The organism is Natrinema longum, from assembly GCF_017352095.1.
Lineage (GTDB): Archaea > Halobacteriota > Halobacteria > Halobacteriales > Natrialbaceae > Natrinema > Natrinema longum.
This window is the reverse complement of the sequence record NZ_CP071463.1, coordinates 449,610-463,653: the sequence shown is the minus strand read 5'-3', so window position 1 is coordinate 463,653 and position 14,044 is coordinate 449,610. Positions and strand designations below refer to the sequence as shown.

12 protein-coding genes and 1 pseudogene are annotated in these 14,044 nt (G+C 65.0%); 6 read left to right on the top strand and 7 right to left on the bottom strand.

Features of this window, described 5'->3' with window-relative positions; all coding sequences use genetic code 11:
- Positions 1–9 precede the first annotated feature (9 nt).
- The 3 genes and pseudogenes from citE to J0X27_RS02285 all read left to right on the top strand — a co-directional run.
- Positions 10–1,053 (top strand): L-malyl-CoA/beta-methylmalyl-CoA lyase, encoded by a 1,044-nt coding sequence (gene citE, locus J0X27_RS02295; RefSeq protein WP_207270867.1) that lies wholly within the window; start codon positions 10–12, stop codon positions 1,051–1,053.
- Between the two features lie 282 nt (positions 1,054–1,335).
- The gene (locus J0X27_RS02290; protein WP_207270866.1) at positions 1,336–2,406 is read left to right on the top strand and encodes a glycerophosphodiester phosphodiesterase; all 1,071 of its coding nucleotides are present in this window, start codon (positions 1,336–1,338) and stop codon (positions 2,404–2,406) included.
- 293 nt (positions 2,407–2,699) lie between these two features.
- Positions 2,700–2,894, top strand: a pseudogene (locus tag J0X27_RS02285) (response regulator transcription factor); the annotation flags it as partial.
- On the opposite strand, the gene J0X27_RS02280 reads toward J0X27_RS02285, so the two are convergent.
- The 6 genes from J0X27_RS02280 to J0X27_RS02255 all read right to left on the bottom strand — a co-directional run bounded on the left by J0X27_RS02280 (position 2,853) and on the right by J0X27_RS02255 (position 7,631).
- A complete protein-coding gene (locus J0X27_RS02280; RefSeq protein ID WP_207272114.1) occupies positions 2,853–3,620 on the bottom strand; it encodes a response regulator in 768 nt (255 codons plus the stop codon). The pseudogene J0X27_RS02285 and the gene J0X27_RS02280 sit on opposite strands and share 42 nt — an antisense overlap.
- Positions 3,621–3,850: 230 nt before the next feature.
- Positions 3,851–5,002, bottom strand: a complete 1,152-nt coding sequence (locus J0X27_RS02275) for an acyl-CoA dehydrogenase family protein (protein ID WP_207270865.1) — start codon at positions 5,000–5,002, stop codon at positions 3,851–3,853.
- Between the two features lie 96 nt (positions 5,003–5,098).
- A complete protein-coding gene (locus J0X27_RS02270) occupies positions 5,099–5,500 on the bottom strand; it encodes a hypothetical protein (protein ID WP_224214722.1) in 402 nt (133 codons plus the stop codon).
- Between the two features lie 178 nt (positions 5,501–5,678).
- Positions 5,679–6,056: a cupin domain-containing protein gene (locus tag J0X27_RS02265; protein ID WP_207270864.1), complete on the bottom strand. Its 378-nt coding sequence runs from the start codon at positions 6,054–6,056 to the stop codon at positions 5,679–5,681.
- Positions 6,057–6,179: 123 nt separating this feature from the next.
- Positions 6,180–6,605, bottom strand: coding sequence for a nickel-responsive transcriptional regulator NikR (gene nikR / locus J0X27_RS02260; protein ID WP_097381588.1), 426 nt, complete (start codon positions 6,603–6,605; stop codon positions 6,180–6,182).
- Positions 6,606–6,860: 255 nt separating this feature from the next.
- On the bottom strand, positions 6,861–7,631 hold the full coding sequence (locus J0X27_RS02255; protein WP_207270863.1) for a creatininase family protein: 771 nt from the start codon (positions 7,629–7,631) through the stop codon (positions 6,861–6,863).
- Positions 7,632–8,360: 729 nt separating this feature from the next.
- On the opposite strand from J0X27_RS02255, the gene J0X27_RS02250 reads away from it, so the two are divergent.
- Complete coding sequence (locus J0X27_RS02250; protein WP_207270862.1) at positions 8,361–9,152, top strand: mechanosensitive ion channel family protein; 792 nt, start codon at positions 8,361–8,363, stop codon at positions 9,150–9,152.
- Positions 9,153–9,278: 126 nt separating this feature from the next.
- Here the strand turns inward: J0X27_RS02250 and J0X27_RS02245 are convergent, their stop codons facing one another.
- Positions 9,279–9,812: a hypothetical protein gene (locus tag J0X27_RS02245; protein ID WP_207270861.1), complete on the bottom strand. Its 534-nt coding sequence runs from the start codon at positions 9,810–9,812 to the stop codon at positions 9,279–9,281.
- Positions 9,813–9,952: 140 nt separating this feature from the next.
- Between J0X27_RS02245 and J0X27_RS02240 the strand changes: the two genes are divergently transcribed.
- Together J0X27_RS02240 and J0X27_RS02235 are read left to right on the top strand one after the other, a co-directional pair.
- Positions 9,953–10,402, top strand: coding sequence for a hypothetical protein (locus tag J0X27_RS02240; protein ID WP_207270860.1), 450 nt, complete (start codon positions 9,953–9,955; stop codon positions 10,400–10,402).
- A 118-nt stretch (positions 10,403–10,520) separates the two neighbouring features.
- On the top strand, positions 10,521–14,015 hold the full coding sequence (locus J0X27_RS02235; protein ID WP_207270859.1) for a PAS domain S-box protein: 3,495 nt from the start codon (positions 10,521–10,523) through the stop codon (positions 14,013–14,015).
- The last annotated feature ends 29 nt before the right edge of the window (positions 14,016–14,044 follow it).

Sequence of the window (14,044 nt, the reverse complement as noted above, 5' to 3'; positions counted from 1 at the left end):
TACATACACATGACTGACGACATTCGACTCTGCCGTACGTTCCAGACCGCACCGGCCGCCGTTCCGAAAGACGACTCGGCGAAGTATCTCACCTCCGCGCTCGAGGCGGAAGGCTTCCAGGCCCCCGACTGGCTCGTCCCCGACATGGAAGACGGGACGGCACCGGACATGAAAGCCGAGGGGCTGGAGAACACCATCGAGAAGGTCCCCCAGTACGATTTCCCCGGCGAGATCTGGCCCCGCGTCGAGTGGAGCTACGAGGACGAGGAGTACTGCGAGAAGGGCCGCGACCAGATCGACCGACTCGTCGCCGAGATCGGTGACGAGATCGACGGCGTCGTCGTCCCCAAGGTCGGCCGCCTCGAGGACGTCCAACGCGCCGCCGAGGTCGTCGCCGAAGCGGAAGCCGAACACGGCTACGACGACGGCTCGATCGGTCTCTCGATCATCGTCGAGACCGGGCGCGCCCGCTCGGACCTGCGCGAAATCGCCAGGTTCGGCGAGGACTCCCGACTCACCGCGCTCGTCTTCGGTCCCGTCGACTACGCGGCCGAACTCGGCGGCCGCGATCTGGGCGAGGGCATGCCACGCTGGGACGGCCTCCTCGAGGCCCTCTCGAACGAGGCCAGCGCCGGCGGCCTGCTCTCCATCGGCGGCCCCTTCGACGACCTCTTCAAGGAACGCGCCGGGCTGACTTACTACAACGCCGACGAGTACGCCGACCAGGTCGAACACGAAGCCAAACTCGGCCTCGACGGCTCCTGGTCGCTGTACCCCAAGCAGACGATCCAGGCCAACACCGTCCACATGCCCACGCCCGACGAACTCGAGCGCGACGTCCACAAGATCGAGCGCTTCAACGAGGCCAAACGCGAGGGGACCGGCGCGGTCACCATCGACGGCCAGATGGTCGACGAAGCCACCTTCAAGAACTTCCGGAACACCGTCCAGCAGGTCCGTGCGATCGACGACATGCGACCCGCACAGACCGAGGACTACTACGAGGACGAGCTGCTGACGCGGGCCCGCGAACTCGAGCTGTCCTACCGCTGAGGGCCTCGAGGCACGCCGTCGGGCATCCGGTCGTGAGCGAGAGGAGCCACTGCGAGGCAGTGCAGACCGGATCGCACGACAGGTGTGCGATCAGTCTGTGACTGGTTGCGGTCGTTAGTTTTCGTCGCTGGCCGTCGATTCCGAGCGACCGCTATCCGGCCCCGGGTCGATTGTGCTTCGTCCAGTGGCATGCGCCGGGCCCCGTCGTCCGGAGCCGCGACTACATACCGCTCTGGAGCCCTCATAGCAGCGGCTATGTTCGAGACGCAGCCACGATCGGTCATGCTCGAACGCGCCACTGCGGAGCGACCGTCGCGTGGAACGTCGATTCCGAATCGGACGAACAGCGTCGACGATCGAACAGCCCCACCGATCCGAACTGGGGAGCGAGACGGGGCGACGGCGACGGGTCGTCGGCGAGGGGTCCTGATCGGCGCAGCGGGACTCACGGTGGCGAGCGGGCTCAGGCTCACCGACGGGCTGGGCGGGGCGACCGACGACGACCGCGAAACGGGGGAGCCATCGCGGGAGAGCGACCCGACGCTCATCGCACACCGCGGGTTCGCCGGAGAGAACCCCGAGAACACGATCGCGGCCGTCGAAGCGGCCGCGAACGGCGACGGAGCGACCGCCCGGCAGGCCGATTTCGTCGAAATCGACGTCGTGCCGACGGCCGACGACGACGTGGTGGTCTTCCACGACGACGGGCTATCCGAGCGCGGTGGTGACGGTCTGACCGATGCGAGCGGGATCGTCTGGGAGACCGACACTGAAACCGTGACCAGCGCGGAGGTACTCGACAGCGGCGAGACGGTCCCGCTTCTCACGGCGGTGCTGGACGCGATCCCATCGAGCGTCGGCGTGAACGTCGAGTTGAAGAATCCCGGCAGTTCGGACCTGCGGTTCGGCGAGAAACTCTCCAGTAGCGAACTGGACGGCCAGAAAGAGATCTGGCGGCCGTTCGTCGAACGCGTCCTCGAGATCGGCGACGACTACGAGAACGAGATCCTCCTCTCGTCGTTTTACGAGGCGGCACTCGCGACGAGCCGCGAGGCGTCGACGTACCCGATCGCACCGCTGGTTGGAGACTCGATCACGGACGGGCTCGAGATCGCCCGGACGTACGACGCGGAGGCGATTCATCCGCCGATAGGGATGATTCAGGGGACGTCGTTCGTCGACGCGTCGGACGTGGCGGACGTCGATCCGGTTACCCTCGCCCACGAGGAGGGCCGCGACGTGAACGTCTGGACCGTCGAGACGAGCGAGCAGGCCCACCAGCTCGCGGCGGCCGGCGTCGACGGGGTCATCGCCGACTACTCGGATCTGCTCGATCGTTCCAGTAGTCGCTGATCGACAGTGACCACCCGCACCCGAAACCGGTGGCCAGACGCTGCCCCCGAGCTGTCAGCGCCGCCTGCATCGTCTCACGGCTCCGAGAGACCGCCGACCGGGCTCGAGAGTCGTCGCGTGATCGATGTGACCAGCTGACGTTCGCCACGGTAATTGGACAAACAACCGAGCAGTCGGGCGTTTTTGAGAGTATCAGCTATCCGAAAATTGATAGCTGGGGCGAGATTTATCACGCAGAGGTACCATTGGTGACGCGTGGCTGTAATCGATGAAAGGAACGGAGGGGTTACCAAATGAGTGACGGGCCGGAAGTGCTCGTCGTCGACGACGAAGCTCGGCTCGCGGATCTGTTCGCCGCGTGGCTTCAGGGTGAGTGGGTCGTCGAGACGGCCTACGACGGGGAGGAAGCGCTCGAGAAGATGGCGGACTCCGTCGAGGTCGTCCTGCTAGACCGCCGGATGCCAGGACTCTCCGGCGACGAAGTTCTCGGCGTACTGTTGGATCTGGAGGGTTCGGGTTCGGATGGCTCGCTCGAGCAGCAGGTGGTCGCCGTCGCCGATACTGAACGAGTTCTGGAGCGGCCACTCGGCCCTGTCGTGGTCGGAGAGCCACGGAATGACCGCTCGTTCACCGCGATCGTACTCCCCGAGCCAGGCGAACGTGATCGAATCGTGACCCGTCAGTTCTTCGCGGAGCGTCCGTTCGACGGTACGGGGTGAGGTGGCATCGACCAGTCGGCACCGAACGCGGCTGACCAGTCCCATCAGGTCCGCAGGGAGGTCCCGGACGGCATGTGCGCTCTCGGCATCTTTGTGGGAACCGTCGGCGTTCGGGCCGGTCTCGATCGGTATTTGCGTGTTCGTTTCGGTCGCGAGACGGTCGGTGATCGTATTCGCCAGCCGCGTTGCCGAATCGTCGGCCGCGCGAGCGAGCACGTCGCTCAAAACGACACTGTCGTCGCCGTCCCCGTCCCAGTGGACGAACGTCGGCGTTTCGGGGGCTTCCGAGTCGACGGTATCGACGAGTCCCGGGACGTTTGCGACGGTGCTCGCATCGATGACGACCGCGTCGATCTCCTCCCGCTCGAGTCGGTCGGCCGCCTCTGTGGATCGCTGGGCGATGACGACGTCGACTGGGGCGTCCGTAAGCGATAGCGTAAGCGACGCCCGCGTCGAGCGATTGCTACTGACACAGAGCACGCGCGGCCGGCTCATACTGGTTGCGTTCCGGTTACAGACATCTGAATTCTCGGTTTCGACCTCCGAATATTGGCTCTAGACATATCAATCACGACGGGAGCGAACGTGCCAGCATAGTGGATACCCAACGGGATTGTTCTTTCGACCACGCACTGACCGACGAGAAAAACGGTGCGATGACGGTTCGGCGGACTGGGAGTCGTGTGACCGGACGTATTCCGCCGGGGGAGACGAGCCGAGTCGACTCAGGGCGCTTGCCCGTAGATCAGGTTGCGCTGGATTTCGTTCGCCCCCTCGTAGATAACCGGGATCCGCGCGTCCCGATAGACGCGGGCGATCCGACGCTCGTCCAATACCGAACGGCCGCCGTGGAACTGCATGCCCTGTTCGGCGACGTCGACTGCCGTCTCGGTTGCCTTCGTCTTCGCCATCGCGGCCCAGTAGCCCGCGTTGTCCTCGTTGGCCACCTTCTCGCGGGCACGCCACGTGAGCGTCCGGGCGCTCTCGAACTCGACGAGCATGTCAGCGAGGCCGTGTTGGACGCTCTGGAAGTCGCTGATCGTCCGCCCGAACTCCTCTCGATCGTGGGTGAACTCCCAGGCCTCTTCGATAGCGGCCGCGGCGATACCGAGCCCGTGGCCGGCGACGGCGACGCGACCGTGGTTGAAGAAGTCCGCGAGGAGCATGAAGCCGTCTCCCTCCGAGCCGATCAGGTTCTCTTCGGGAACGCGGCAGTCGTCGAACTCGATGTGGGCCTGCTTCGAGGCGCGCATCGCCATCTTTTCGGGGATATGCTCGGCCTCGTAGCCGTCCGTATCCGTCGGGACGATGAACATCGAGTGGTTGCCGTAGCGGTTGTCCTCGTCGTTCCCGGTCCGCGCGTAGAGCGTTATCCAGTCGGCCTCGACGCCGTTGCCGATCCAGTACTTTTCCCCGTTGATGACGTACTCGTCGCCGTCTTTGTCGGCCGTGGTCTGCATCCCCGCGAGGTCGCTGCCGGTGTCGGGTTCGGAGACCGCGAGCCCGGACCGCTGGTCGCCCTCGGCGACGGGTCGGATGTACCTCTCACACTGTTCCTCGGAGCCGTGTTCGTACGTGATCTCACAGCCGAAACTCGCCAGCTGGAGCGTCAGCGCGATCCCCGCGTCGGCCCGGTAGAACTCTTCGGTCATCGCGAGCAACTGCGCGAGATCCAGGCCCCGGCCACCCCACTCCTCGGGAATGTCCTGTGCCACGAGGTTCGCTTCCCGTCCCGCCTCGAGGATCTCCTCGGGATACTCGCCCGACTGGAAGTACTCCTGGGCGTTCGGTTGGATGTGTTCGCGTGCGAACTCGCGAGCCTCGGCTTTCACGTCGTGTGCGTGCTCCGGGACGATGCTGTCGTCGAGCAGTTCCATATCATGCGTGATGGTTCGACCGTCCAAATAGCCGGGGGCGAATATTGCAACTCCCGGTCCGGTATCTGCTCGACTCCCGCCCGTAGCCCCCCACCGTTATCGAAGTGTTCGAACGAGATCGTCCATCGAGGCGGCTTCGTTCGCGTGGTCCTCGAGCAGGGCAATGTCCCAGACCAGATCGGCAAGCAAGTGGGCATAGAGCACCGCGCCGGTCACGATCGCGAGGGGTGCGCTGACGAGAGCGAGTGCCGGTACCACGAGGCCACCGACCACCACGTGACTCAGGAGTCGAGAGAGGACGCCGACGTCGCCGGGGTCGAAGATCTCGGACTGGTCGACGATCGCCGTTCGTGGGTGAGACAGACAGAATCGAACGGCGCTCCAGTTCCCGGTTTTGAACCGGGCGATGAGGAAGTGATCGAGATCGACGAGGACGCCGACCGCGGTGCCGTAGGCGACGACGATCCCAGCCGGGACCGAATAGCCCAACGGAGCGATCGGCGGGACCAACGCGGTCAGAACCGCTGTGACGACGACCGAGATGGCTGCGTGGTGTTTCGAGTAGATGGACTCTCACCTGCTGCCGGCGACCACGCCGACGACCAAAACCGTCCCGCCGATTTGCCGGACGGCCTTCGGTCGGCGCGGGCCCTCGAGGAACCGTCCGGACGCTCGGTTAGCCGGCAAAGCCCGAGAGCGACCACTCCCCGTCGTCGCCGTCGTCGTCGGCGATGCTCGGCGCGCTCACGAGGACGAACGCGCTCTCCTGGTCGTCGTTGCGGATCTGGCGCGTCGACGACGGCGGAATCCACAGCGCATCGCCCGCCTCCATCTCGACCGGTTCGTCGTCGACGACGACCGTCGCTGCTCCCTCGATGAGGACGTAGATCTCCTCGTGATCGTTGTCGGTGTGGTCGTGTGGTTTGCTGTTCCAGCCGGGGTCACAGCGTGCGACCGTCACGCCCACCTGTTCGGTCTCGAGTGGGTCACTGAGGAAGTGCATTGCGCTCGAGACCTCCTCGACGTCTTCGTAGTTTACCTTCCGGTAGGACATACGTCTCCATTCGCCGGGACAACAGTAAAACTACGCGTTCCGTTTCGATTCGTTCAATGCGGCCGGCCGCGATAGCTACCACGAGACGGCAGGACTGCCCCGAGTGCGTCCGGAAAACCGGGACTAGCCCTGCGCGAGCGGATCGAAGCTATCGACCGGGATCACGGAGTAGTCGACGGTCAGTGCGTCCCTGGTCGCCCGGATCTTCCCGACGAACGCCGAGATATCCTCGAGTTCGCCCTCGAGGACGAACAGTTCCATGCAGTAGTGATCGCCGACGTGGCTGTGGAAGTTCGAGGCGACGAGGGACTCGTGTTCGTGACGCAGGTGCATCATCCGTTCTTCGACGCTCGTGGTCTCGTAATCGAACAACACCGTGACGATCCCCATCAGGTCCCGGTCCTCGAGTCGGGTGTCCTCGAACTCCCCGAGCAGGTTCCGCGAGGCCTCCCTGACGACTTCGCTCCGCCCGGTGTAGCCGTGTTCCTCGGCGAATTGGTCGAGTCGATCCAGGAGTTCGTCCGGCATCGAGACGCTGACGACTGCCATGTAATAACCCAGGGGCAGTTCGCTATTAAGGATTATTATGTCGTTCGACACTCGATATGATCGGTGACGAGACCACCCGCCGCTGCGGACATCGTCGAGCGACGCTCTCGAGGGGATCGGCGGCGGGCATCTCGAGTCGGCAGCGACTCGAACTGAGCAGCAGGGCAGCGGCTCGGACGGGCTGCTGTCACTGGGTCCCGGCGCACGCCCACAGTGGGGCGCGCCTGGGTCGGTACTGACTGACAGTCGTCCGTCTCACACGTGGTCTCTCGGGAGCAGGTCCTCGAACGGCTGGGCGTCGAGCCACTCACAGAGCGCGACGAGCTGGTCGCTCGCGGCTTCGAAGAGGTCCCTGCCCTTCTGGGCGGACGCGTCGGTCTGGTCGCCCAGAACGCCGTTGTCGGTGTTGTCCGCCGCATCGTAGAACGTCCGCGAGCCGTGTTTGACCGTCTCGGCGTCGTCGACGCTCGGAACACCCTCGTCTCTGGCGTCCTGCAGGCGGTCGTCGTGGACCAGCGTCGGCTCGAGGAACTGGATCATCGAGGTCTCTTTCGGGCCGCCGTGGGGCCCGTTTTGCTCGAATAGTTCGTCGACGAGGTCCGGAATCGACTCGTCCCACATCCACTCGATCGCGTATGCGACCTCGTCTTGCCGGAGCCGTGCCCCGACCTCCCGCAGATGTGGGACGTTACCGCCGTGAGCGTTCACGTAGATGACCCGATCGATTCCGTGAGCGGTGAGGTTTCGGGTCAGCGACTCCATGTACGATCGGAACGCCGGCGGTTCGACCCACATCGTCCCGTGGAACTGCCGGTGGTGTCCACTGACGCCGATGTTCACCGTCGGCGTGCAGAGATAGCCCGTTCGATCGGCGACCTCGCGCGCGAACGCCTCCGCGATCAGGTGATCGGTCGCCTCGGGCAGATGGGGACCGTGTTGTTCCGTCGATCCGAGCGGCACGAGCGCGAGCGATTCCGAATCGAAGTACGTCTCGAGGTCCGGCCATGCTTCGTCACCGAGATACATGTCAGTCCCTCGTATGCGCAACACCAATAGCGTAGTGACCACGGACGAACCGCCGGATCGGCGGACACGACGGACCACTCGAGCAGCGACCGAAATCCCCGAACCGGCGGCGAACGGAGTCGCTGACGGACGGTCGGTGGTAATACCGCATTACCGAATGCGACGCATCCGACGAAACGCGCTCGACTACTCGCCGCGATTTTTCGAAGAGCGGAACCTCTCGTACCAATAAATCGATGCGCGTCCGATAATCGGCACTCGAACGGACGATCGATACCCGCGTTCATCGAATGGCAGCCGACTCGGAGGACGGCCGCTCAGCCGACGGTCGCCGCCGTTTCGAACCGGAATCGATCGAAATCGGGACCGCAATCTCGACTGGGATTCGATCCGGCACCGCCGGCACCAATGAGTGAAACTGGACACGTTCGGTCGACCGGTGACGGTTCCGAACCGCGCGTGCGGTAGCGCCGTTTCCGTCGTGACACCGTGGTGGGTCACAAAACGCGTTTATCGCACGCCCGCTCGAGGGTCGTCCCGCGATCGATCCGGAACGGGTTCGTCGTCGCGTCGAGAATCCGTATCGATCGCTCACGGTACGGTCTTCGCACAATTCGCGGTAACGGACACTTCAATTCCGGGACCGTCATCGGTCTCGATTGGTTGGTTTCATGATCGATTGATAGGCACTCAATTACAAAGGACGGCGGCCGACAACCGAAGTCGTACATGGTACCACCGTACCCCGCACAAGCACAGGTTCCCGACTGGCTACAGGACCCGATCGCGGAGCTACTCACGTTCCTCCCGCGGATAATCGGCGCAGTGGTGATCCTCTTCATCGGCTGGGTCATCGGCCGGCTGGCTGCCCGCGTCGTGGGACGAATCGCCGACGGCATCGAACTCGACCGCATGGTCCTCGAGACGCCGCTCGGACGCATCCTCGGCGGAACGGAACAGGCGGTCTCGAGCGCGTTCGGCAAACTCGCGAAGTGGTTCGTCTACGCGCTCGCGTTCCTCGCAGCTGCGAACGCGCTCGCGATACCGACGCTATCGGAGTGGATCTCGACGGCGGTCTCGTACCTACCGGCGTTCATCGCGGGGCTGCTCGTCATCACCCTCGGCTTCGTCGTCGCCGACTTCATCGGTGATGCCATCGAACGGACCCGGGCCGCGACCCAGACGGCATACGCCAGCTGGTTCGCGACCGGAACGCGGATGTTCCTCTACTTCACGGCGGTCGTCATCGGTCTCGACACGATGGGGATCGACGTGGGTATCCTCTACGTCTTCGCGCGAGCGCTCGCGTGGGGGATCGGCGCGGCCCTCGCGATCGGTGCGGGCATCGCGTTCGGCTGGGGCGGCAAGGACTACGTCGCCAACAACATCGATACCTGGATGGGGCGAACGAGTAGCGTCAAGCCGGACGAGGAGAGCTCCAGCGGCCGCTCGAGCGGCGGTCAACGGCAGCGTTCCGACCGGGAACGCGGCTCGGGGTCCGGTCCGACCGACGACGACTGAGACGGTTTGCTGTCCCGATCTCCCGGTGGGACCGCAGGACAGCGCGGTCCCACCGGCACTGACGGACGGGAGGCCGTCCGAGCAGAGTGACGACCGGTCGAGGGCAAGACCGACGCGACGTGGCGATCAGTTGACTTCGATTCCGGCCGCGGCTCGGTCCGCGTCCGGCTCGTCGGTCTCGTCGCGCGGAAACAGCGGTTTGACCGGGACGATCACGTGGGCTCGCACGAGCCGCCCGTCGTTCCGTCGCCACTTTTTCAGGTGTGCGATCGAGTGTGAGCCGTCGTAGCCGTCCTCGATTCGTTCACAGATCTCGACGAACTCGTCCTCGTCGAACAGCTCGGCGGAAACGCGATCCGTCTCGACCGCGACGCTCCCGCGACGTGCATAGACGTCGAGGCGTCCCTCGAACGCGTACTCGAGGTCCTCGATCCAGTCGTGGATCTCGGCGACCGTCGGCCGTGTCGGTGCCGTCGGAAAGGTGATCGACGCCTGATACTGATCCGGGCGCTCCCGCACGTGTCGCTGCCAGACCCGGTACAGGGACCGTGTGGCTCCGATGCCGGGGACTCGCGAGATGGCAGTGGTTGCTCGATCGGCCGCGGCCGCGGCGCGTCGTCGGAGGGTCGTCACGGAGTCGGTTCGATCGTGTTCCGGCATTCGTTCTCACCTCCGACTTGCGGGCACCGGTAATACGTCCTTTGTTGTGGCGGCGTTCTCGAGCCGCCGTCGATGCGAACGACCTCCCGCGCCGACGGTTCGCGAGAGTTTTGTACAATCCGTTACTACCACTGTACAGAATGCCTCGTACAGGGCCCAGTCCCTCGATTCCGCTCCTCGCCGGCTCCCTCGCGACCGTCGCCGCCGGCGTCGCCGTTAATACCGGCTTTGAGACGTCGATCCGAACGCTTCCAGCCCTCTTTCTGATCGCGCTCGGCGTCGCCGGGGTCACGAGCACGACGCGAGCGTACGGGCGAGCACGGCTCCGCCACACCGCGACACGATGGTGGCTGCTCGCGTTCGCTACGTTCGTTCCCTACGCGCTGGCGACGGCCCCCGAAAGCGACGCGGCGGCGGCGGTCGGCGAGGCCTTCGCGGGCCCGATCGTCGGTCTCGTCCTCGAGTCGCTGGCAGGGGCGACGGTCCTCTGTGCGGTCTCGACGACGGTCCTCTACTGTGTCGCCTGCTACGGACTCCATCCGGGTCGGCCGACGCCCGAAGAGCGCGTTCTCGTCGACGGCGACGACTAACCGGGCGCGAGCGAAGGCGATCCTCGTTTTCGAAGCCGTGCTCCGGCCGCCCTCCCGACGCACCCTCGAGACGGCGATGGGCGCTGGACTTATCCGTTCGAACGGCTTTCCTTGTCTAATGACCGAACGGGTGGAACCGACCGATCGAGTACCCTGGAACGACGGTGACGAACGAGCGCCACTCCAGTGGTACCGGACGCTCGTCGAGACGGTTCCGGACGGCGTCTTCCAGCTGGATGCGGACGATCGGATCGTCGCGGTCGATGACACCCTCCTCGAGTTGACCGGCTACACACGCGACGCGCTTCGCGGCGAGCACGTCTCGATGCTGGTCGACGAGCGAGTCATCGAGGCCGGCGACGAAACCGGTCGCACCGCCAGCGACGGGACGATTCGGACGGCTCGAGGCACCCAAATACCCTGTGAACTGCGCCTCGAGACGGTGCCGGGCCCCGACGGCCGCCGGGGTGCGATCGGAACTGTCCGCGAACGCGACCCCTCGGAGCGTGCCCAGGAGTCGGCAGTCGATCCGACCGAAACGGCCGACCGGGCCGACCCGGCAGTGGAAGCGACACCGGAGGCGGACCCGTCGTTGGAGTCGATCACCGCTGTGCTCGAGGAAGCCGACGTGGGCGTGTTCGTCCTCGACGAGGCGTTCGAGATCGCGTGGATCAACGAGGCTACCGAACGGTACTTCGGGATCGACTCGACGGCCGTGGTCGGGCGAGACAAGATGGCCGTTGTCAACGAGACGATCCGTAACCGGGTTGACGATCCCGATCGATTCATCGATATCCTCACCACGGCGTACGACGACAACAGCGACACGGAACGATTCGAGTGCCGTATCACGCCCAGCGACGATCGCGAGGAACGCTGGGTCGAACACCGGAGCAAACCGATCGAATCCGGCCCATACGAAGGGGGCCGGGTCGAACTCTACTACGACGTGACCGAGCAACACCGGCGCGTATACCAGCTCCGTCGGCTGAACGAGTCGGTTCGCGAGTGGCTCGCCGCCAGCACGCGCGAGGCCGCAGCGGAGCAGGTCTCCTGCCATCTCCTCGACATCCTCGGGCTCGAGATCAACGGCGTCTTCCTCTACGACCCGGAGTCGGAGACACTCGAGCCGGTTGCCCAGTCCGAACCGGCCGTGGCGCTGTTCGACGAGGTGCCGACGTTCGCGGAAGGTGAGGGGATCGCCTGGCGCGTCTTCGATACCGGCGAACCGTCGAGCTACGACGACGTCAGGACGGATGCGGACGTCTACAATCCCGACACACCGATCCGCAGCGAACTCTGCCTTCCGATCGGGGACCACGGCGTCGTCATCATCGGCTCGGAAGAACGCAACGCGTTCGACAACGGCGATCTCTCGCTGGCCAAGATCGTCGCCTCGAGCCTGGAAGTGACCTTCGATCGAATCAGTCAGGAGCGGTCCCTCGAACGCGAGCGGGCCCAGACCGAAACGCTCCTCCGGACTGCGCCGGTCGGGATCTCGGTCGAAGACGCCGACGGAGAGGTGGTGCTGGCGAATCGGCACGCGCAGACGGCGCTCGGACTCGGCGATCGGGACCCCCTCGGCGAGACCGAACTACTCGCCGAACTGACCGTCGTCGACGCCGACGGCGAGCCGATCGGGCCCGAATCCGGCCCCTCCGCACGGGTGCGGGAAACCGGGGAACCGATCTCCGACGAGGAAGTCGTGATCGAGGATCCGTCGGGAGAGCGGAAGTGGTTCTCCATCACCGCCGTTCCCATCTTCGGCCCCGACGGCTCGCTCGAGCGGGTCATCTCCGCGGGCGAGGACGTGACGGCACTCAAAACACAGGAGCGCCGCCTCGAGCGCCGCAAGCACGAACTCGAGACCGAACTGAGCGAGATCCTCGGCCGCGTTTCGGACGCGTTCTACGCCCTCGACGACGAGTGGCGGTTTACGCACGTCAACGAACGGGCCGGGGAGCTGCTGGGACGTGACCCGGCGGAACTCGTCGGCGAGAACGTCTGGGAGACGTTCCCGACCGGAACGAGATCCGACCTCATCGAGCGCTATCGGGAGGCAATGGAGTCACAACAGCCCGTCTCGTGGCAGCGCTACTCCGACTCGCTCGACATCTGGATGGAGATCAGGGCCTATCCCTCCGAGACGGGACTCTCCGTGTACTTCCAGGACATCACGGACCGGAAACGTCGGGAACGCCAACTCGAGCAGTACGAACGGATCATCGAAACGATCGAGGACGGCATCTACGTCCTCGACGAGAACGGCCGGTTCACGATGGTCAACGAGGCGTACACCGATCTCACCGGCTACGATCGCGACGAGTTGGTCGGGAGCCACGCCTCGCTCGTCGCCGACGAAGCGGTCATGGACCTGGCCAAGCGAATCGTCGCCGACGAGAGCGACGAGCCGACGATAGAGACCGAAATCGAGACGAAATCCGGCGATCTGTGCCCGATAGAGGCGACGGTCACGTCGCTGACGACCGCGGAGACCGGACGCGAGCGAATCGGGGTCGTCCGCGATATTACGGAACGGCGGGAACGACAGCGCAGACTCGAGGCGAGCGAGCAGCGCTACCGTACCCTCGCCGAGAACTTCCCGAACGGCGTCGTCGCGCTGTTCGACGACGAGTTGCGGTACACGGCGGCCGGCGGCCAGCTGTTCGGCGAGATGGGTATCGAGGAGGAAACGGCGATCGGCAAGACGATCTACGAGCGCTATCCCGACGACCTGGTCGAAGCGATCGAACCCCGGTTTCTGGCCGCCCTCGACGGGGAGGAACAGTCCTTCGAACTGTCCCACAACGACCGGGAGCTCCGCGCCCACACCCTCCCGGTCCGGACCGGTGACGAGGTCACCGCCGGAATGCTCGTCGTCCAGGACATCACCGAACGGACCGAGTACCAGCGCAAACTCGAGGAATCGAACGAGCGCCTCGAGCGGTTTGCATACGCCGCCTCCCACGACCTGCAAGAGCCCCTGCGGATGGTCACGAGCTATCTCCAGCTGATAGAGCACCGCTACGCTGCCGACCTCGACGAGGACGGCCAGGAGTTCATCGACTACGCCGTCGACGGAGCCGAGCGCATGCGCGAGATGATCGACGGCCTGCTCGCGTATTCCCGGGTCGAAACGCAGGGAGAACCCCTCGAGCCGGTCGACCTCGAGGCGGTCCTCGACGACATCCGCGAGGACCTGCAGTTTCGAATCACCGAGCAGGACGCCGACATAACGGTGGACTCGCTTCCCCGCGTCGTGGGTGATTCGAGCCAGCTCCGGCAGGTGTTCCAGAACTTGCTGTCGAACGCGATCGAATACAGCGGCGAGGAACCACCGCGGATTCACGTCAGTGCCGAGCGGACCCGCGACGAATGGGAGATCTCCGTTCACGACGAGGGGATCGGTATCGATCCCGAGGATCAGGAGCGAATCTTTCAGGTGTTTCAGCGGCTTCATAGCCACGAGGAACACCCCGGAACGGGGATCGGGCTCGCGCTCTGTCAGCGGATCGTCGAGCGCCACGGCGGCGAGATCCGAGTCGACTCCGCGCCCGGAAAGGGGGCGACGTTCTCGCTGACGCTCCCGGCCGTCGACGCGACTGGCTCCTGATCGCGATCGGCCGTCGGTGGAACGGACCC